This window comes from Azospirillum sp. TSH100 (assembly GCF_004923295.1).
Taxonomy (GTDB): Bacteria; Pseudomonadota; Alphaproteobacteria; order Azospirillales; family Azospirillaceae; genus Azospirillum.
In genome coordinates this window covers 714,712-734,475 of sequence record NZ_CP039634.1, presented here as the reverse complement: position 1 = coordinate 734,475, position 19,764 = coordinate 714,712, and the positions used below count along the sequence as shown (strand labels likewise).

Below are 19,764 nucleotides of genomic sequence, written 5' to 3'. Positions count from 1 at the left end.
TCGCTAAACGCTTATGCGGGACAGATCGGTGGCATCTTGCCGCCATTCCGTTACTCCGCGGCGAAGGCCACGGCCGTGGCGGGGCGGTGGCGCGGCATCAGGTCCGACAGGCTGGCGGCCTTGCGGAAATAGCATAGCGCATAGACGCGGACGCAGCCGGTGAGATTGTCGCAATCCTGGCGTTCGGCATCGATCTTCGACACTAGCTCGCTGATCGTCATGTTCTCGCGGGTGCAGATTTCCTCAAGCGACTCCCACTCGACCGGCATCAGCTTCATGCTGGTCCGCTTGCCGTTCACCCTGATGTTGCGCATGTGCATGGGAGAGCCCTCCATTGCTGACGCATAAATGAGTATGCGAAACGACGGGGTGCGTGCTGTGAAGTTCTTCACAGGGAAAAATGGCCTGCCGGGCGGAACGCCGTTCAAGGGACAACTGGGGCAAGGGACACCACGGCATGGGACAACCGCCCACCATAGGATCGGAGATTGGCATGACACGACGCAACGACGCCCTGCGCGCGATCATAAGCGAAGCGGCATCGGCACGGTCCGCTTTGTGTGAGAATGAACTGGTGATCCGTCTGGACAACATCCTCGCCATTGCCCGAGCGGCACTGGATGAGCAGGACGGGGACAAAATGCCGCAGTCTTGGCGGAGTGACGGTGGCCCGCCGGGGCGATGAGGGGGCGTCCCTACACCCACAGGTTTGAGACAATTGGTCACCAGTGGTCGTAATTCTGCACAACTTGACCGCCCTCCAAATTGTTTAGAAGAGTAACCTTCTGCGCCTGCCGCCAGCGTGACGGGCGCTGAAAAATCAGGCACAGCGGGTGGCGGGCTTCTCGAACCGAAATGGGACTTCCCACACAATGACTCCGCTCCCGACTCCGAACTGCATTCTCCGTGGCACCTATGTTCGTTCCATGTTCGGCGATGTGCCCGTGGAAAACCTGAAGATCGGCGATCTGATCAAGTCGTCGGTGACCGGTGAGTTCCGTTCGATCCGCTGGATCGGCTGGCGCCTGCTGGCCGGGTCATCCTTCGATACCGAGCATCTGCGCAAGATCCATCTGCCGGTCCGGATCGCCCGCGACGCCATTGCCCGCGGCCTGCCCGCCCGCGACCTCTATATCTCTCCCGGTCACGCTCTGCTGATCGGCGACTATGGTATTTCGGCCCGCCTGCTGATCAACGGCTCGTCGATCCGGCAGGTCGATGCGATGGAGGAGATCGAGTATTTCCACATCGAACTCGACAGCCACGACGGCATGTATGCGGAAGGACTGCCGGTCGAAACCTATCTCGAAGCCGATAACCGTCATACCTACGACAATGCCGCCGAGTATGAGGTGCTGTATCCGGGGGATGATCCGCGCGTTCAGGACCCCTGCGTAAAGATCGACATTCCACTGGCTGCGCTGGAGCAAATCCGCGCGAACCTGAACAAGCGCGCCGAGCAGGCCGGAGCGATCGAAAAGGTTTGAGGACAGTCCGCAGTTTGCTTGCCGGGCAGGCTATCGAGCACGGGAAGGGGGCCAAGAGGCGCCAGAAGAGGAGCCGGACCCTGCCCACATAAAAAAACCGCCGCTAACCCGTTGGATTAGCGGCGAGTTGAACAGGGAGGCTTCACGTCTGGGAGACGCTGGGTCCGAGGACCCAACCCCGGAGGGGAGACCTCCGGGACGAAACATCGGATGCTGCGTCGCAACATCCAACGATCAAAATTTGACCATTCCGCTGCCAACTTTCCAGGCACAAATGTATAAATCTACCATGCAAGACACGCATGGCTTCAAAGGACGCTTAGAAGGCTAATAAAAATGCCAAAATCGACAGCGCCGCCCCGGATAGTCGGCGCAGCGCTGTCGATTTCGGCAATTCTCTTAACAGATACTGAAAATGTTCGTGGTCAGAACGGAGTTTCTGCCACTTTTTTGACCAGGAAGTCGCGGAAGACCGCGATGCGCTTGGAATGGCGCAATTCTTCGGCATAGACGAAATAGGCGTCGACCTTCGGTCCGTCGACATCCGGCAGGATCCGCGTCACATCCTTGGAAAAGCTGTCGACAAGGAAGTCAGGCAGCGCGCCGATGCCAAGTCCGCTCTCCACCGCCCGGTAGATGGCGTAGACGCTGTTGACCTGGAGGATCGGCTTCCGGTTGGGCGAGGGGTCGCCCATCTCCATGATCCAGTTGACGTTGGGGATCGGCGCCCGCACGTCGGGCGGGTAGGTGATCAGATCGTGGTTGTCCAACTCCGCCAACGTCTTGGGCGTCCCCTTCTTCTTCAGGTAGCTCTGGCTGGCATAGAGGTGGAAACGGATCGACATCAGGTGCCGCTGGATCAGGTCCGGCTGGCGCGGCGTGTTCATGCGGATGGCAATGTCCGCCTCGCGCATCGCCAAATCCAGTTCGTTGTCGTCGATCAGCAGCGTCAGCTGGATGTCGGGATAGATCGACATGAATTCGTTGATGCGCGGCGTCAGCCAGGTCGATCCGAAGGCGACGGTCGTCGTCACCCGCAGCGGACCCTTGGGATGCTCCCGGCTTTCGGTCAGCATCGCCTCGGTCATCGACAGTTTGGCGAAGACGTCGCGGGCGGTGCGGTGAAGCAGCTCGCCCTGTTCGGTCAGGATCAGCCCGCGGGCGTGGCGGTGAAACAGTGGAACGCCCAGGCTTTCCTCAAGCGCGCTGATCTGGCGGCTGACCGCCGACTGGCTGAGGTTCAACGTCTCGCCGGCATGCGTGAAGCTGCCGGCTTCGGCCACCGCGTGGAAGACCCGAAGCTTGTCCCAATCCATCATGCTGTCCCGCCCCGGTGCGCAGCCGCCCGGAGCCTCCCATTTATCTTGAGGACGGCGCATGGCCGCCATGCATGTTTATAGCGGGAACGCGCCCGGAACGCACGCCCTAGTAAAAGCGACTCGCACGAAAATTAATCATGATCGCCGGAGTTATTCTCATCCGAAGTCACAGCGATCCGGGCATATCCGTATAATGGATGGGGATGTTTGCGATGCTCGGAAACGGGACGGTGGCGTTTCACCCCCGTTTTGCTAATCCGCGGCGTCAGTCAGGGCGGCGGCCTTGACCGTCGCCGTATGGGTGTCGCCCGCCGGCTTGTCCGCACTGCGGCGGCCGATATGGCCGCTGATCTCGTCGCCGGCATCGGCGGGCAGGCGCCAGAAGGGCAGGCTGGAGGCGCAGGCCATCAACCCCACCGTCAGGAAGGCGGGAACGAAGGAGGCCGGCGTCAGCGTGCCGCTCCACTGCACCGTCAGGTGCAGTGCGGTGGCACCGACGGCGACGCCCAGGCTCATCGACAACTGCTGCATCACGCTGGCGAGGGTGTTGGCGCGGCTGGTCATCGGCTGCGGCACCTCGGCATAGCTCAGCGTGTTCATGCCTGTGAATTGCAGGGAGCGGAAGAAGCCGCCCAGCAGCAGCGCGCCCAAAATCACCAGATGCGGCGTGTCGGGACGGAATGCGCCGTAGCTGGCCAGGATCACGCCGCTGACGATGGAGTTCAGCGTCAGCACCGGACGGAAGCCGAAGTGGCGCAGGATCGGGCCGGCCAGCGCCTTCATGGTCAGCGCCCCTGCCGCCCCGGCGAAGGTCAGCGCCCCCGACTCGAAGGCGGTCAGGCCGAAGCCGATCTGCAGCATCACCGGCATCAGGAAGGGTACGGCGCCGATGCCGATGCGGAACAGCGTGCCGCCCAGGACCGAGGCACGGTAGGTTTGCAGCCGGAACAGCGCCGGGTCCAGCACTGGCCGCGCCACCCGTCGGGCATGGCGCAGATAGGCTACCGTCGCCAGCAGAGCCACCGCCAGCAGGACCGCAACTACGGAAGCCGGCAGCAGGTCGCGCCCGACATTCTCGAAGCCGAACATGAAGGCGGCCAGCGCGATCGAACTCCACAGGAAGCCGCGGCTGTCGAAGGGGTCGCGCTGCTCCTCCTTCAGGTTGGGAATCAGCATCAGCACCAGGGCGATGCCGACCAGAGCGATCGGCACGTTGATGAAGAAAATCCAGCGCCATGAGGCATAGGTGGTGATGGCGCCCCCCACCAGCGGACCCAGCGCGGGGCCGATCAGCGCCGGCAGGGTCATCCGCGCCATCGCCGTCACCAGTTGGTCCTTGGGCACGGTGCGCAGCAGGATCAGCCGGCCAACCGGCACCATCATCGCTCCGCCCATGCCCTGGAGGATGCGGGCGGCGACCAGTTCCACCAGCCCGTTCGACAGACCGCAGGCAATCGACCCCGCCATGAAGACGCCGATGGCGCTGGCGAAGACGGTGCGGGCGCCATAGCGGTCGGCCGCCCAGCCGCTGACCGGCAGGAACACCGCCAGCGCCAGCATGTAGGAGGTCATCGCCAGACTGAGCCGCAGCGGATCCTCTCCCATCGACTGTGCGATCCCCGGCAGCGCGGTGGCGATCACCGTCGAGTCGAGGTTTTCCATGAACAGGGCGCAGGCGATGATGAGCGGGGTGACGCGCGACATGACGGACCGTCAGGCAGGGAGCGGAACCCTACGAATGTGAGGCCTTCCGCCGCATTGACCATCGCACAGGCGAAAGCCCTGCCATGCGTAAGTGCGGTTGGAATCGGGTCAGCCGCCCTCGGAGACGAAATCCACCGCCGCCTGCGTGTGCAGCCGCGTGGTGTCGAACACCGGGAAGCCCGGCAGGTCGGGCTGGTCGATCAGCAGGAAGATCTCGGTGCAGCCCAGGATCACGCCCCCGGCGCCGCGGCGGCGCAGATCCTCGACGATGCGCAGATACTCCGCCTTGGAGTCGGGCCGCAGGTCGCGCCGGACCAGCTCGTCGAAAATGATGCGGTCGACGATGGTCTGGTCAGCGTCGTCGGGCACCAGAAGCTCGACGCCGAAACGCTCGCGGAACCGCTCCACCAGCAGTTCCGAGCGCATGGTCGCCGCGGTGCCGAGCAGACCAACCCGATTCAGCCCGCTCTTCACGATCGCCTCGCCGGTCGGGTCGGCAATGTGGATGAAGGGGGTTGTGCGGCCGGCCATGATCGGTTCGACCACCCGGTGCATGGTGTTGGACACGCAGATGACCAGATCGGCGCCCGCCCGCTCCAGCGCATCGACCTTGCCGGAGAGATAGCGCTCGGCGGCGTTCCAGTCGCCGGTGCGGACGAAATGCTCGATGTTGCCGAAATTCACGCTGACGATGATGATCTCGCCGTTGTCCCAGCCGCCCAGCCGGGTGTTCAGTCCGTCATTCAGGAGACGGTAATATTCGCCTGTGGCCTGGTTGCTCATGCCGCCGAGCACGCCGATGGTCTTCTGCGGCAAAGGGCGGATGGGGGGACGGGTCGTCATCGTGGCCGGGTTCCTTATGGGCTGCTCGTTCGGGGTGGCTGCACGAGCCTTACCATGTCACCGTCCGGTGAACACCGGCTTCCGCTTTTCCAGGAAGGCGCGGTAGCCCTCGCGGAAGTCCTCGGTGCCGAAGCATCGGTAGCAGGCGGCGATCTCGGCGTCGGTCAGCGGCGCCGGGTCGGACAGGCGGCGGACGTAGCGCTTGTGCAGGGTCGCGGCCAGCGGCGCGCCGGCGGCGATGCGCTGGATTGTGGCGGCGATCTCCGCCTCGAAGCCTTCATCCTCAACCACGCGGTGGACGAGGTTCTTGTCCTTGGCCTCGGCGGCACCGAAGACGCGGCCTTCCAGCAGGATCTCCAGCGCCGCCGGGCCGCCGGCGACATCGGCGACCAGCTTCAGTTCCGTCGGCCCCATGGAGATGCCGAGCCGGCTGACCGGCACGCCGAAGCGGCTGCTTTCCGAACAGACCCTGAGGTCACAGGCCAGCGCCACCGCCAGACCGATGCCGCAGCAGGGGCCATCGATGGCGGCCAGCACCGGCTGGCGCAGGGCGCGCAATCCATCGAGCCCCTCGTCCATCAGGTCGCCGTAGCTGGCGCCCTGTTCCGGGCTGTTGCGCTCGCTCTCGAATTCCGAGATGTCGGCGCCAGGGGAGAAGCTGCGCGATCCGTTGGAGCCGGGGCCGCCGCGCATCACGACGACGCGGGTCGTCTCGTCGGCTTCCAGTTCCTTCAGATGGCCGATCAGGGCGTGCCACATCGGCTTGTCGAAGGCGTTCAGCTTGTCCGGGTTGGACAGGGTCAGGGTCGCGACAGCTCCATCGCGGGTCAAGGTGATGGTGCCGGCCATGCCGCACTCTCCATCCGTTGCCGTATGGTCGCGTACCATAGCGTTCCGCCGTCCGGACACAAGATGGGACGCAAGGCGCCTGATGCCGCAGCGCATTTGGGGACAGGACGGGGCGCCCGCAAAAAAGTGAGGGGAGGGTGAATTTTCCTCTTGCGGCGGAGGCCGTGTTTCCGTAGAAAGCGGCTCCCGGACGACGGGAGCGCGGGCGTAGCTCAGGGGTAGAGCACAACCTTGCCAAGGTTGGGGTCGAGGGTTCGAATCCCTTCGCCCGCTCCAGTTCTCCGGTAGAGAAGCGAAGACCTAAGGGCCGGGCGGAAACGCACCGGCCCTTCGCTTTTTTGGCCTCCACAGCCCGGAAACACCGGGCATCCCGTATCGACACTGGCCGTCCGGCGCGCTAGATCCATAGCCATGACCGACACTTCCCTCGCCGCCCGCGGCGTTGCGCTCGACTTGCTGCGCGACGTGCTGCGCAAGTCCGTTCCCTTCGACGACGCGTTCGACGCGCATCCCGAACTGGCGGCGTTGCAGCCGCGCGACCGCGGCTTCGTCCGCCTGCTGGTCGCCACCGTTCTGCGCCGGCTGGGCCAGATCGACGAGATGATCCAGGCCAGCCTCGCCAAGCCGGGCCTCCCCAAGGCAGCGATCCACGACATGCTGCGGCTGGGCACGGCGCAGCTGGTGTTCCTTAACACCCCGGCCCATGCCGCGGTCGACACCGCAGTGGAACTGGCGGCTGCCCGCAACGCGGCCCCCTACAAGGGGCTGATCAATGCCGTTCTGCGCCGAATCGGTCGCGAGGGAGCGGAGATGGCGGCGCGGCAGGACGCCGGACGGTTGAACACGCCGGACTGGCTGTGGCTGTCCTGGCGTTCCGCCTACGGCACCGCCCGCACCCGCGGCATCGTCGAGGCGCACCTGCACGAGGCGCCGCTGGACGTCACGGTGAAGTCGGACCCGGAAGGCTGGGCGGAGCGGCTGGGCGCCACCCTGCTGCCGACCGGGTCGCTGCGCCGCCCGCCCGGCGGGTCGGTGACCGAGCTTCCGGGCTTCGAGGACGGGGAATGGTGGGTCCAGGATCTCGCCGCCTCGCTGCCGGCCAAGTTGTTCGGCGATCTGCGGGGCAAGCGTGTGTTCGACCTGTGCGCCGCCCCTGGCGGCAAGACGGCGCAGCTGGTGGTGCAGGGGGCGCATGTCACCGCCATCGACCGTTCCGCCCGCCGGCTGGAGCGGGTGACGGAGAATTTGAAACGCCTGCGTCTGGAGGCCGAGGTGATGGCCGCCGACGCCGCGACCTGGGAACCAGAGGAACCGGCCGACGCGGTGCTGCTCGACGCACCCTGCTCGGCGACCGGGGCGATCCGGCGCCATCCGGATATCCTGCGGGTCAAGACGCCCGACGACATCGCCAAGCTGGCCCGCGCCCAGTCTCGGCTCCTTGCCCGCTCGGTCGAACTGGTGAAGCCCGGCGGCACGCTGATCTACTGCACCTGCTCGATCCAGCCGGAGGAAGGGGAGGCGCAGGTCGCCCACCTGCTGGAACAGGACAAGCGGGTGGAGCGTTGGCCTGTGACCGCCGACGAACTTGGCGGCCTGTTGGAGCCGATCAACGAGGCCGGAGAGGTCCGCAGCCTTCCGGGGATGTTGGCCGATCTTGGCGGAATCGACGGCTTCTTCGTGGCGCGCCTTCGCCGGCGGCCGGACTGAAGCCTTATCCGATCTGAGTTGGCCGATCTGAATTGGCCGGTCCGTACCGCGGGATAAATCCCAGCCCTGTCTTGCGGTGCGGGCGGCGAATTGATACGACACGATCCATGCTTCCGTCCGCGTTCTCCCGCACCGCATCATCACCCTCCGCCGGCCGCCGACGCCGCTCGCGGTCCTGAAGGAGTCGGCGCAGATGGGCGACGGGAACGGACGGTTTCGCAGCGGCATGGCGCGCCTTGCCTATGGGAATCCCCTCTACGCCCTGATGCTGGGCGGCAAGGCGCCGGGGGCGCTGGCGGTGGTCCCGCCCGATCCCTGGCCGGGTGACACAGACAACGGCAATGCGATGCTGGCCGGTCGGATGAGCTTCGCCGGGCAGCCGATCACGGTCGATCCCAACGGTGCCCCCAACTGGAGGCCCCAGGGTGCCAGCCCCGGCTGGCTGCGTTCCGCCCACGGCTTTGAATGGCTGCGTGACCTGCGCGCCGTCGGTGGCGACACCGCAAGGCGGCGGGCGCGGGTGCTGGTATGGTCATGGCTGGACCAGAATGGCGGCTGGCAGTCGCAGAGCTGGGCGCCCGACGTGCTGGGCGTGCGGCTGGCCAGTTGGATCGGCTTGCACGACTTCTACTGTGCGTCGGCCGACGACGAGTTCCGCGCCCGGGTGTTCGAGAGCATGGCCCGCCAGCTTCGTCATCTGCTGCGGGTTGCCCCGGCCAAGCTGGACGGCGAACGGCTGATCGGTGCGATCAAGGGCCTGCTCTATGGCGGCTATTGCCTGCCCGACCAGGACAAGGCGGCGCGCGAAGCCCTGCGCCTGCTCGACAAGGAATTGCCGCGCCAGATCCTGCCCGATGGCGGCCATGTGGAGCGCAACCCGTCGATCCAGATGCGTGTGCTGCGCGACTTGATCGACATGCGTGCCGTGCTGCGCGTCGCGAAGGAGGAGGTGCCTGAAACCCTCCAGCACGCCATCGACCGCATGACGCCGGCGCTCCGTTTCTTCCGCCACGTCGATGGCGGGCTCGCCCTGTTCAATGGTGGGCGGGAGGAGGAGCCGGGGCTGATCGACACCGTGCTGGCCCAGGCCGACGCTCGCGGCCGCCCGTTGAAGAGCGCGCCGCACACCGGCTTCGAGCGTCTGCTCGCCGGACGCACGCTGGTGCTGCTCGACACCGGCGCGCCGCCGCCGGTCGGGCTCGACCGCACCGCCCATGCCGGCACCCTGTCGATGGAGGTCTCCGTCAACAAGGAGCGGCTGATCGTCAATTGCGGCAGCCACCCGTCCCAGCGCGGTCCCTGGCGCGCGGCGCTGGCCGGGACATCCGCCCATTCGACCATGGTGGTCGCCGATACCAATTCGTCGGAAGTGCTGGAGAAGGGCGGGCTGGGTCGCCGGCCGACCCATGTCGGCTGCGAGCGGCAGGAATCCGACGGCGCCATGCTGGTGGTCGCCACCCACAACGGTTACAGCAAGGGCTTCGGCCTGCTCCACCGCCGCCGGGTCTATCTGGCAGACAATGGCGAGGATCTGCGCGGCGAGGACACGCTGGAACCGGTGATCGGCGCCACGCCGCAGCCGCAGCCCTATGCCATCCGCTTCCACCTGCATCCCAACGTCCAGGTCGTTCCGGTTCAGGCACAGGGCAATGGCGGCAGCGATCAGGTCCTGCTGCGCCTGCCCAGCGGCAATGCGTGGCGCATGCGGGTGACCGGCGCCGTGCTGGAGGTGGCGGAGAGCGTCTATCTCGGCAGCGGGGAGGAACCGCGCCGCACCCGGCAGATCATGATGCAGGGACAATGCGGACCCGAGGGTCTGACGGTGAAATGGGCCTTGCGCCGCGAGCGCAAGGCGGCGTAAATCGCGCCCATCCGCGGTGGCCGGGCCTATTTCCTTCGGGAGAGGGCGTGGAAACACGGATGAACACGGGATTTTGCGGCACGGACGACCACGGGACTCGTCTCGCCGTGCTTATCCATGTCCGTCCGGGCCGATATTGCCGTGGGACGGGTAGGGATAAGCACGGCTGAGCAGCATTTCCGTGGCCGTCCGTGCTTTTCTTCTTCCGTGCTTGTCCGGGTCTCCCCGGTTGCCTGCGGCCCTATGCAACACCCGCAGCGATCAGGATGACGCCATGAGCCCGCCCAAAGCCAACCACGCTCCCGCCCCCGACAAGGTCCGCATCACCCGCGCCCTGATTTCCGTGTCCGACAAGGCCGGTCTGGTGGAACTGGGCAAGGCGCTCGCCGCCCGCGGCGTCGAGATCCTGTCGACCGGCGGCTCGGCCCAGCGTCTGGCCGAGGCCGGCGTGCCGGTGAAGGAGGTCTCCGACCACACCGGCTTCCCTGAGATCATGGACGGCCGCGTCAAGACGCTGCACCCGCGCGTCCATGGCGGCATCCTGGCCCGCCGCGACATCCATGCCGACGCGATGGCGCAGCACGACATCCCCGGCATCGATCTGGTGGTGGTCAACCTCTACCCGTTCGAGGCGACGGTCGCCAAGGGCGCGGCCTATGACGACTGCGTCGAGAACATCGACATCGGCGGGCCGGCCATGATCCGCGCCGCCGCCAAGAACCACGACTTCGTCGCCATCGTCACCGAGCCGTCCGACTACGAGGCGGTGATGGACGAACTGGCGACCCACGACGGCTGCGTCACGCTGGCCCTGCGCCGCAAGCTGGCGCAGCGCGCCTACGCCCGCACCGCCGCCTATGACGCGGCCATCTCGACCTGGCTGGCCGGCCAGCTTGGCGAGACCTTCCCGCCGCGCACCACCCTGTCAGGTTCGCTTGCCCAGACCCTGCGCTATGGCGAGAACCCGCACCAGCAGGCGGCCTTCTACGTCACCGGCGAGAAGCGTCCGGGTGTGGCCACCGCCGTGCAGCTTCAGGGCAAGGAGCTGTCCTACAACAACCTGAACGACACCGACGCCGCCTTCGAGCTGGTGGCGGAGTTCGAGCAGCCGGCCGTCGCCATCATCAAGCACGCCAACCCCTGCGGCGTGGCCCAGGGTGCCAATCTGCTGGAAGCCTACAAGTCGGCCCTGCTGTGCGACCCGGTCAGCGCCTTCGGCGGCATCATCGCGGTCAACCGCAGCCTGGACGCCGAGACGGCCGAGGAAATCTCCAAGCTGTTTGCCGAGGTGGTGATCGCCCCCGACGCCGACGAGGCTGCCCGCGCCCTGCTGGCGACCAAGAAGAACCTGCGCGTCCTGCTGACCAAGGACGTGCCGAACCCGGCCGAGCCCGGTATGATGATCAAGCAGTTGTCCGGCGGCTTCCTGCTGCAGAATCGCGACAGCGGCCGTGTCAATCCGGCCGAGCTGAAGGTCGTCACCAAGCGCGCGCCGACCGAACAGGAACTGGCCGACCTGCTGTTCGCCTTCCGCGTCGCCAAGCACGTCAAGTCGAACGCAATCGTCTATGCCAAGAACGGCGCCACGGTGGGCGTCGGCGCCGGTCAGATGAGCCGTGTCGACTCCGCCCGCATCGCCGCGATCAAGTCGGCCGAAGCCGCCAAGGCCGCCAGCCTGTCGGAGCCGCTGACCAAGGGCTCGGTGGTTGCGTCGGATGCCTTCTTCCCCTTCGCCGACGGCCTGCTGGCCGCGGCGGAAGCGGGTGTGACGGCGGTGATCCAGCCGGGCGGATCGATCCGCGACGCCGACGTGATCGCCGCCGCGGACGAGAAGGGTCTGGCGATGGTGCTGACCGGAATGCGGCATTTCCGGCATTGATGCTGTAAAAAAAGCCCTCTCCCGTTGCGGGGAGAGGGCTTTGCCTCACGCTTCCGCCAGCAGGTCGTCGGAATCCTCGACCCGCTTCAGCATCGACTGCCGCAGTTTCAGCAGCGCCCGATGCTCCAGCTGGCGCACGCGCTCCTTGCTGACGCCCAGTTCGCGGCCGAGTTCCTCCAGCGTGGCGCCTTCCTCGCGCAGGCGGCGTTCGCGGATGATGGTGCGTTCGCGCGGGCTCAGTTCGCCCAGCGCGTCCGCCAGCCATTGCGACCGCGTGTTGGCGTCGCGCATGCCGATCACCACATCCTCGGGCGAGGGGCGCTGGTCGGCCAGGAAGTCCTGCCAGTCGTCGTCGGAGCCGTCGGCCACCGGCGTGTTCAGCGACTGGTCGGCGCCGGACAGCCGCATTTCCATGGCCTCGACCTCGGCCACCTCGACCTGGAGTTCGCTGGCGATCCACTCGCGGCCCTCCTTGGTCAGGGGGGCGCCGCTGCCGTTCTGGGTGGCACTGTCGATTTTGGCGCGCAGGCGGCGCAGGTTGAAGAACAGCGATTTCTGCGCGGCGGTTGTGCCGGTCCGCACGATCGACCAATTTCGCAGAATGTAGTCCTGCATGGCTGAGCGGATCCACCACGCGGCGTAGGTGGAGAAGCGCACCTCGCGATCTGGCTCGAAACGGCTGGCGGCCTGCATCAGACCGACATTGCCCTCCTGGACGAGATCGCCCATCGGCAGACCGTAATTGCGGAAACGCGATGCGGTGGCCACCACCAGACGGGTATAGGCCCGGACCAGCTGATGCAGGGCGCGTTCGTCGTTGCCTTCGCGCCATTTTCGGGCGAGGTCGAATTCATGGTCGCGCGACAGCAGAGGTTCGCGCATGGATGCCTTGATGAAGCTCAGATTTGCACGCTGAGTCTCCGGATCGTCGATGTATGCCATCCGTCCCTTCCTTCCCGTCTGGGCGGCATCGTGTTCCTTCGCATATCCCCGTACTATCGGGTCTTCGCCGCCTTGCCGCCTGCCCCCGGTCGATGCCGTCGGGTTAAACAACAAGCATGAGCGCGCCCTGTTGCGGAATCATACGCAGGTGTAGGGGGACCGGATCACAAGGGACGGAGGAATTTTGTCGGCGGCCTGTGGAACGGCTGCCCGACGTGTGGCCGGACCTATACGGGGGGAGGGGGAGGACGGGATGAAAGGTCAGGCTGAACCAAAAGGTGGATCACGCCTGAAAAAGGTCCAGCATCTCGCCAAAAGAATCGAAGCAGGCGCAGACGAGATGGCCGCCGCGGCCGCAGCCGCCATCCAGCGTCACCGTCACCGGCCCGCCGTCGACGCCGGGGCTTTCCGGCGTCCAATTGGGGTCGTAGCCGCGCACCAGACGGCTGAAGCCGCCGTAGGGCTGCTCCAGCCGGGCGAAGCCGGCGCTGCCCCACCAGAAGGCATCGCCTTGGCCGGTCAGCGGGCGGCGGGGATCGATGCCGGAACTGACCAGCAGCAGGCTTCCGCCGCCACGATTGCTGCCGGTCCAATCTTCCCCGCCCGACATGCCGTCATTCGTCGCCCCGCTCCGGGCGGCCGGACCGCCGGTGTAGGCAGCGCGGCGCAACGCGTTGAACAGCTGTTCATGGCCGGGCCTCGCCGCCACCGCCTGCCGCAGCTCGCGCGTCCAGCGCCCCAGCATCACCGCTCCGCCACGCGCCGCCGCCATCCCGGTATCCTGTTGCCCGCCATAGGCGGCCAGCGTCGGTGCCACGCCCTGTCGCAGCATCCAGTCCAGCACGGTGCGGGGATCGGGGGCAAAGTGGAGTTGCAGCAACTTCTGCCACATCTCCTCCTGCTGGCCGCGCAGATAGACGATGTCCGACGCGATCATGCCCGGCATCGCCAGCAGGGCGATGCGGAAGGCCAGCAGCCGGTCGATGGTCTCCACCACCTGTTCGCCGACGCCGATCATGTTGCCGAGATAGACCAGCCGGTCGCCGGGGCGGAAGCGCTGGCCGATGGCGCGGTGAATCAGGTCCAGCCGGTCGGGTTGCGCATGGATGGCGCCGACGGCCCAGACCCGGCGCGGCCGGCCGAGCAAGGCGAAACGGCTGTCATCCTCAAGAGCGCCGACACTGGATCCGGCATGTCGGTTGGTCTGGCGGTTGGGAAGACCAAGGCGCGGCGGCAGACCCAAACTCGATCCCCTTCGGCGTCGTTCGCGAACCCGTTCCGACGCTGTCCGCCGGAAGGCGGCCGGAGTTTAGGCGTGTCATGCTACGGAAACAAAGGCGAAAAACGAGACGGGCGCGCGGCGTGACGTAGCAGCCGCGCGCCCGTTCGTGTCACGGACGTCCATGGGCGGCCCGGAAACCGGGACCCGAAATCAGGCGGCCTTGGACAGCACCGACTCCAGACGCTCGGTCGCCTTGGTCTCGTCGATCTTCTCGACGGCGGCCAGTTCGCGGGCCAGACGCTCCAGGGCGGCCTGATAGATCTGGCGCTCGCTGTAGGACTGGTCGGACTGGTCGGCGCCGCGGTACAGGTCGCGCACCACCTCGGCGATGGACACCGGGTCGCCGGAGTTGATCTTGGCCTCATACTCCTGGGCGCGGCGGCTCCACATCGTGCGGCGAACGCGCGACCGGCCCTGCAGGGTCTCCAGCGCGACCTTGATGCGGTCCTTGGAGGACAGGCGGCGCAGGCCGGCGTTGCGGGCCTTGGTGACCGGAACCTTGAGCGTCATGCGCTCTTTCTCGAACGTGATCGCGTAGAGTTGAACCTCGAGTCCGGCAATGCTGTGGGTCTCGATCCCCTCGACCCGACCGACGCCATGAGCCGGATAAACGACGAAGTCACCGGCTTCGAAGTCAAGCTTGTTCGACATGTGGATTGGCTCTCACTTCTCGCGATCACGCCATTTTGCCGCCCCGGTGGAAGGGACGAAAAAGGACCCCGGACAGTTATGGCGCCGTGGGGATGGGACCCATCCACGACGATCACAAAAGCCACGAGTCCTGGAACGACGGGAAAACCGGCAATGGCGCGAAGGCCGGCTCCGGGCGCGCATTATAGCGATGTTACGCCCGAGTTACAAAGGGAACGCGCAATCCACCGGGCGGAAATCGTCCATCGCCCGGCCATGGCCGCCCCGTCGATTTTGCATAGCAACATGGGCGGACGCAATCGGTTGATGCGGCCCGACTCGAAAAAAATCGGGCCGCATCCGCTGGTCTGGTCTCAGCCGCCCGCCTTGGGCGAGAAGAACTTCTCGAACTTGCCGTCGACGCCCTTGAACTCGTCGGCGTCGGCCGGCGCGTCCTTCTTGCGGGTGATGTTCGGCCACTGGCCGGAATAGTCGCGGTTCAGCTCCAGCCACTTGGTCGCGCGGTCGTCGGTGTCGGGGACGATCGCCTCGGCCGGGCATTCCGGCTCGCACACGCCGCAGTCGATGCACTCGTCCGGGTGGATGACCAGCATGTTCTCACCCTCGTAGAAGCAATCCACGGGGCAGACTTCGACGCAGTCGGTGTACTTGCACTTGATGCAGCCGTCGGTGACGACGTAGGGCATGATCTCTTCTCCGCTGTTCCGGCCGGCGGTGCCGCCTGTGCGTCCATGGTCCCGCCAGCGCCCATCGGGCTGATCGGAGCCGTTACCCAGGAGTTGGGCACGCGCATGGCACCGGGCCGGATGGCCAACCCGCGCCTGCCTAGCACGCCGCCGACGAACCGTTCAACCCTGTGCGTGATGTGGGCGTCCCTGTCGCACCCGCGGCGGCTGCCTTCATGGGCATGTCTGAACAGGAGTCCTCGGAAAACGCCTTCAGGAAGGCCCGCTGGCTGACAGTCTCGATGGCATCGGCGCGGCGGACGAACTGGGTCGGCATGCGGGCCAGCACGTCGGGCAGCGGACGGGCGACCAGCAGGTCGCGCCAGGGATCGCGCTCCACGACCGAACGCGGCATGACCGTCACTCCCATGCCGGCGCCGACGCAGCCCAGGATGGCGTCCAGCGCCCCGAACTCCATGACGCGGAAGGGCACGCGCCCGGCCTCGCGCATCGCCATCTCCGCCCGGCCGCGATAGGCGCAGGCCCGGCCGAAGGCGATCAGGGTGCGGCGTGCGGCCTCGGTGGTCAGCCCGGCGGCAGGTTCGGCCAGTACCAGCTCCTCATCGAAGATGCGCCGGGCGATCAGGTCGGGATGCTCCACCTCGCCGCCGACGAAGGCGCCATCCAGCCGTCCGGCCAGCACGTCGGCCAACAGGGTCTCGGTCGGGCCTGGGGTGATGGTCAGCTCGACATCGGGATGGTCGCGGTGGAAGCGGGCCAGCACCGGCGGCAACCGCACTGCGGCGGTCGATTCCATGCTTCCCACCGCCAACCGGCCGCCGCGTCCGGCGGCTTCCGCCACCGCGTCGCGGGCCTGGGCGACCAGCCGCAGCACCCGGTCGGCATAGCCGCTGAGGACCCGGCCGGCCGGCGTCGGCTCCATCCCGCGGCTGAGGCGCAGGAACAGATCGACGCCCAGATCTTCCTCCAGCCGCTTGATCCGCGCGGTGACGTTGGACTGCACGCAGTTCAGCGCCTCCGCCGCCCGGCTGACGCTGCCGGTGTCGGCCACCGCCTTCACCACCCGCAAACCGGCCAGATCCATCGCCCCATCTCCCCAACCGCCGACGCATGGCACCCATCACTGAAAGTGGAGCTTATCATCAGAACAATTCATTGGAAATGAGGGCTGTGCCGCGCTCATGATGGGCGTCAGATCAATCGGCCTGCCGAACAGTTCCCGTTTCAACGAGCCGGCCGAAAAGCGAGAGGGCGTAGATCATGGTGCGGGTGCTGGTCGGCGGCCTGATCGGGCTTGCCATCGCGATGGGTGTTGCGCGCTTCGCCTTCACCCCGATCCTGCCGGCGATGCAGGAGGCGACCGGCCTGCGTGCCGACGGGGCCGGGCTGCTCGCCTCGCTGAACTATCTCGGCTATTTCGTCGGCGCGCTCGGCGCCGGGCTGGTACCGCACGGGGGGGTGCGAACCGCCGTTTACCGGCTGTCGCTGCTGCTCAGCGCCGTCACCACCGCAGCGATGGGGCTCGACCTCGGCGACGCCGGGCAGGCGATGCCGGCCTGGCTGGTCCTGCGTTTCCTGTCGGGGGTGTCGAGCGCCGGCATCTTCATCCTGGGCATTGCCATGGTGCTCGACACGCTGGCGCGTCAGGGCGGCGAACGCTTCGCCGGCTGGCTCTACACCGGGGTCGGGCTGGGCATCGCCTCGTCGGGGCTGTTCGTCACGCTGTTCGGCGGGCGATTGGGCTGGGCGGGCGACTGGCTGGCGCTGGGGGCGATCTGTGCCGTGCTGGGACTGCTGCCCGGCCTCTGGGTGCGCGATCCGGCGCCACAGCCTAAGGCTGCTGTGGCCGGGGCGGCCGGGGATGCCGGCACGGCTCGGCGGCGAGGGCTGTCGGCGCCGCTGCTGCTGCTGACGCTGGCTTATTTCCTGGAGGGCGGCGGCTATATCGTCTCGGCCACCTTCCTGGTGTCGATCCTGAAGACCGATCCCAATACCGCCGTGGTTGGCGAGGCGGCCTGGATGGTCGCCGGGCTGGGAGCGATGGGCGCCGGCGTGTTCTGGGCCGCGGTCGCCCGGCGGTCGAACAGCTGGTGGTCGCTGATCCTGGCGCACCTGACGCAAGCCGTCACCATCCTGTTGCCGATGACCGGGTCGCCGACGGTGGCCGTCGTCTCGGCGCTGCTGTTCGGCGGTACCTTCGTCGGAATCGTGTCGCAGGCCTTTGCGCTTGGTCGGCAACTGTCGGCCGGCGCCTCGGCGCGGGTGGTCGGGGCGCTGACGGCCGCCTATGGGCTTGGGCAGATCATCGGGCCGCTGCCGGCCGGGCTCGTGGTGACGCGCACCGGCAGCTTCAACGCCGCACTTCTGGGGGCCGCCGCCGCGGTCGTGCTGGGCGCGCTTCTTCTGGTGCTGGGCATGGTGATCGCCGGACGGCAGTCCTCGCCCGGACCGGCATTCGCCTCTCCCAAAATATCGTGAGGGCTCAAAGCTTCGTAAGTATTCAAAAGATCTGCCTGCGACAATCGGCGCCACATTTGCTGCGATGCCCTTGTTCTCCCCTATCGTCAGCATTGGCTACAGTCTGGTCCACAACAACCAGATCTCCGGGGGAAACATGAAACGCAAGCTGGTTCCGGACGTCGTGAAGTCGCAGGAGCTGATCCTGGTGCCGGAGGACACTTCCGTCGCCACCGTGTCGAAGATGATGGCCGACAAGAACATCGGCGCCGTGCTGGTGGTGAATCACGGCGCGCTGGTCGGCATCGTCACCGAACGCGATCTGAACAACAAGGTGCTGTCCAAGGATCTCGACCCGTCGGCGGTGGAGGTCGGTTCGGTGATGACCCGCAACCCCGACAGCCTGCCGCCCGACGCCGACGCGGTCGACGCGCTGAAGCTGATGCATGACAAGCATTACCGCCACCTGCCCATCACCCAGGGCAAGCGCGCGGTCGGCATCGTGTCGATCCGTGACCTGTTCAAGGTCGCCTACGAACATCTGATGGCCGAACGCGCCGAGGCGTGAGGGTGGAAATGGGGGCGCCGACAGCGGTGCCCCTCTCGTTCATTGCCGTCAGTGCGCCGCGCTGCGCTTGCGCCGGGCCAGCAGGTTCAGCGCCTCCACCAGGGTGGAGAAGGCGATGGCGAAATACAGATAGCCCTTGGGGATGTGGAAGCCGAAACCGTCGGCCACCAGCGCCACGCCGACCAGCAGCAGGAAGGACAGCGCCAGCATCTTCACCGTGACATGACGGTTGACGAAATCGCCGACCGGGCCGGACGCGAACAGCATCACCGCCATGGCGATGACCACGGCGGCGATCATCACCGGCAGATGGTCCGACATGCCGACCGCGGTGATGACGCTGTCCAGCGAGAAGACGATGTCCAGGAACATGATCTGGACGACGACCGACGTGAAGGTGGCGTGCTTGGGCGCCGATCCGCCCTCTTCATGGCCTTCGACGGTGTGGTGGATCTCCAGCGTGCCCTTGGCCAGCAGGAACAGGCCGCCCAGGATCAGAATCAGGTCGCGGCCCGACACCTCCCAGCCGGCTACGGTGAACAGCGGCTGTGTCAGCTGCGCCACCCAGGCGATGGAAGCCAGCAGGGCCAGGCGGGTCAGCAGCGCCAGCGCCAGGCCGACGCGCCGCGCGCTGTGCTGACGTTCGGGCGGCAGCTTCGACGCCATGATCGATATGAAGATGATGTTGTCGATGCCCAGCACGATCTCCAACGCGGTCAACGTCAGAAGGCTGGCCCAGACATTCGGGTCGGCAAGCAGGTCGAGCATGAAGGGGCGGGGCTCCGGCGGTCAGATGGGGGCGGCAGTCAAAGGGGTACAGTCGACAGGCTGTACGCCGGCACCGCGTGGCGCCAGCGTGACCGCGACCACATGAGGTCGGCCGCGGCCCGCTGCAAGAGGGGCCAGTTCTATTTTGCCGCCAGTCAGCCGCTTTGTTACCGCCGTTTTGCCACCGATCCGCAGAGAGTACGTTTCATCTCCAGGAGGCCGTGGTCCGTTGTCTGACCGCTGTGGCGGGGAGGCGGCCAAAGAGGGGCTGGTCGGTTTGCTCGATCTCGTGCCGTTCGACAGTTCGTCGTGTGGTCGTCCTGTCGCTGGCCGTCCTGTCATTCCAGGCGCGCCGGCGGATCGCCATCTGAAGCCGGCAATCCTGGGAGCAGTAGAAGGGAGCAGGGCCGCGGGCGGACGTGCGGACGAATGGCCTGCCGCAGCAGGCGCAGTAGAGCGTGGTCATGGTCGTTTCCTCCGGAACGGGCGGCCGTTTGCCGGCCTTGCCCACAGCCTTGGGCCATCGGCCGGCGGCTTTGCTGATGCTGTTGGATGAATTGTGTCGACTTGTCTCAGGCATCGCCAGCGATCAAAAGACATAAGGTCGGTCGACCTCAAGTATTCGACGCCGAAACTTGGAGTGGCAGCAGCAGCTTAGATGCACAGGCGCGTCAATTCGCCGCGATGCCCGCTCAATGGTTTGCATACGCATTTTTCGACATTCGCATCTTCCAACGGAAGCCTGACGGTGCCATTTGTTC

18 protein-coding genes and 1 tRNA gene are annotated in these 19,764 nt (G+C 66.4%); 8 read left to right on the top strand and 11 right to left on the bottom strand.

Annotation, left to right across the window (positions count from 1 at the left end; all coding sequences use genetic code 11):
- Positions 1 to 50: 50 nt before the first annotated feature.
- Positions 51 to 320, bottom strand: a complete 270-nt coding sequence (locus tag E6C72_RS03485) for a ribbon-helix-helix domain-containing protein (RefSeq protein ID WP_109443518.1) — start codon at positions 318 to 320, stop codon at positions 51 to 53.
- 173 nt (positions 321 to 493) lie between these two features.
- Here E6C72_RS03485 and E6C72_RS03480 point away from each other — a divergent pair, with 173 nt between their 5' ends.
- Positions 494 to 685 (top strand): hypothetical protein, encoded by a 192-nt coding sequence (locus E6C72_RS03480; protein WP_136700647.1) that lies wholly within the window; start codon positions 494 to 496, stop codon positions 683 to 685.
- Positions 686 to 833: 148 nt separating this feature from the next.
- Entirely contained in the window at positions 834 to 1,487 is a 654-nt protein-coding gene (locus E6C72_RS03475) for a Hint domain-containing protein (RefSeq protein ID WP_136700645.1), read from the top strand.
- Between the two features lie 425 nt (positions 1,488 to 1,912).
- Here the strand turns inward: E6C72_RS03475 and E6C72_RS03470 are convergent, their stop codons facing one another.
- From E6C72_RS03470 to E6C72_RS03455, 4 genes are all read right to left on the bottom strand, one after another.
- Positions 1,913 to 2,803 carry a LysR family transcriptional regulator gene (locus tag E6C72_RS03470; RefSeq protein ID WP_109443520.1) on the bottom strand — a complete coding sequence of 297 codons (891 nt, stop codon included), beginning with the start codon at positions 2,801 to 2,803 and terminating at the stop codon, positions 1,913 to 1,915.
- Between the two features lie 255 nt (positions 2,804 to 3,058).
- Positions 3,059 to 4,510, bottom strand: a complete 1,452-nt coding sequence (locus E6C72_RS03465) for a DHA2 family efflux MFS transporter permease subunit (protein ID WP_109443521.1) — start codon at positions 4,508 to 4,510, stop codon at positions 3,059 to 3,061.
- 108 nt (positions 4,511 to 4,618) lie between these two features.
- Entirely contained in the window at positions 4,619 to 5,353 is a 735-nt protein-coding gene (locus tag E6C72_RS03460; protein WP_109443522.1) for an aspartate/glutamate racemase family protein, read from the bottom strand.
- 57 nt (positions 5,354 to 5,410) lie between these two features.
- Positions 5,411 to 6,202 carry an enoyl-CoA hydratase/isomerase family protein gene (locus E6C72_RS03455; protein WP_158280220.1) on the bottom strand — a complete coding sequence of 264 codons (792 nt, stop codon included), beginning with the start codon at positions 6,200 to 6,202 and terminating at the stop codon, positions 5,411 to 5,413.
- 201 nt (positions 6,203 to 6,403) lie between these two features.
- Between E6C72_RS03455 and E6C72_RS03450 the strand changes: the two genes are divergently transcribed.
- The 4 genes from E6C72_RS03450 (at position 6,404) to purH (ending at position 11,649) form a co-directional block, all read left to right on the top strand.
- A tRNA-Gly gene (locus E6C72_RS03450) sits at positions 6,404 to 6,478 on the top strand.
- A gap of 135 nt (positions 6,479 to 6,613) precedes the next feature.
- The gene (locus E6C72_RS03445) at positions 6,614 to 7,909 is read left to right on the top strand and encodes an RsmB/NOP family class I SAM-dependent RNA methyltransferase (protein WP_109085080.1); all 1,296 of its coding nucleotides are present in this window, start codon (positions 6,614 to 6,616) and stop codon (positions 7,907 to 7,909) included.
- A gap of 193 nt (positions 7,910 to 8,102) precedes the next feature.
- A complete protein-coding gene (locus E6C72_RS03440; protein ID WP_109085079.1) occupies positions 8,103 to 9,770 on the top strand; it encodes a heparinase II/III family protein in 1,668 nt (555 codons plus the stop codon).
- 274 nt (positions 9,771 to 10,044) lie between these two features.
- On the top strand, positions 10,045 to 11,649 hold the full coding sequence (gene purH / locus E6C72_RS03435) for a bifunctional phosphoribosylaminoimidazolecarboxamide formyltransferase/IMP cyclohydrolase (RefSeq protein WP_109085078.1): 1,605 nt from the start codon (positions 10,045 to 10,047) through the stop codon (positions 11,647 to 11,649).
- 45 nt (positions 11,650 to 11,694) lie between these two features.
- On the opposite strand, the gene E6C72_RS03430 is transcribed toward purH, so the two are convergent.
- The 5 genes from E6C72_RS03430 to E6C72_RS03410 all read right to left on the bottom strand — a co-directional run bounded on the left by E6C72_RS03430 (position 11,695) and on the right by E6C72_RS03410 (position 16,294).
- Positions 11,695 to 12,591, bottom strand: a complete 897-nt coding sequence (locus E6C72_RS03430) for an RNA polymerase factor sigma-32 (RefSeq protein ID WP_109085077.1) — start codon at positions 12,589 to 12,591, stop codon at positions 11,695 to 11,697.
- Between the two features lie 283 nt (positions 12,592 to 12,874).
- On the bottom strand, positions 12,875 to 13,834 hold the full coding sequence (locus tag E6C72_RS03425; protein WP_109085076.1) for a hypothetical protein: 960 nt from the start codon (positions 13,832 to 13,834) through the stop codon (positions 12,875 to 12,877).
- A 189-nt stretch (positions 13,835 to 14,023) separates the two neighbouring features.
- The gene (locus E6C72_RS03420; protein WP_014248912.1) at positions 14,024 to 14,524 is read right to left on the bottom strand and encodes a CarD family transcriptional regulator; all 501 of its coding nucleotides are present in this window, start codon (positions 14,522 to 14,524) and stop codon (positions 14,024 to 14,026) included.
- A 353-nt stretch (positions 14,525 to 14,877) separates the two neighbouring features.
- On the bottom strand, positions 14,878 to 15,210 hold the full coding sequence (gene fdxA, locus E6C72_RS03415; RefSeq protein ID WP_042693590.1) for a ferredoxin FdxA: 333 nt from the start codon (positions 15,208 to 15,210) through the stop codon (positions 14,878 to 14,880).
- Positions 15,211 to 15,349: 139 nt separating this feature from the next.
- Positions 15,350 to 16,294, bottom strand: a complete 945-nt coding sequence (locus E6C72_RS03410) for a LysR family transcriptional regulator (protein ID WP_109085075.1) — start codon at positions 16,292 to 16,294, stop codon at positions 15,350 to 15,352.
- A gap of 176 nt (positions 16,295 to 16,470) precedes the next feature.
- On the opposite strand from E6C72_RS03410, the gene E6C72_RS03405 reads away from it, so the two are divergent.
- Positions 16,471 to 17,688, top strand: coding sequence for a YbfB/YjiJ family MFS transporter (locus E6C72_RS03405; RefSeq protein ID WP_109085074.1), 1,218 nt, complete (start codon positions 16,471 to 16,473; stop codon positions 17,686 to 17,688).
- Positions 17,689 to 17,824: 136 nt separating this feature from the next.
- Positions 17,825 to 18,235 (top strand): cyclic nucleotide-binding/CBS domain-containing protein, encoded by a 411-nt coding sequence (locus E6C72_RS03400; RefSeq protein WP_247875592.1) that lies wholly within the window; start codon positions 17,825 to 17,827, stop codon positions 18,233 to 18,235.
- A gap of 48 nt (positions 18,236 to 18,283) precedes the next feature.
- Here E6C72_RS03400 and E6C72_RS03395 read toward each other — a convergent pair whose 3' ends face one another.
- Entirely contained in the window at positions 18,284 to 19,003 is a 720-nt protein-coding gene (locus tag E6C72_RS03395; protein WP_109085072.1) for a TerC family protein, read from the bottom strand.
- Positions 19,004 to 19,764: the final 761 nt, after the last annotated feature.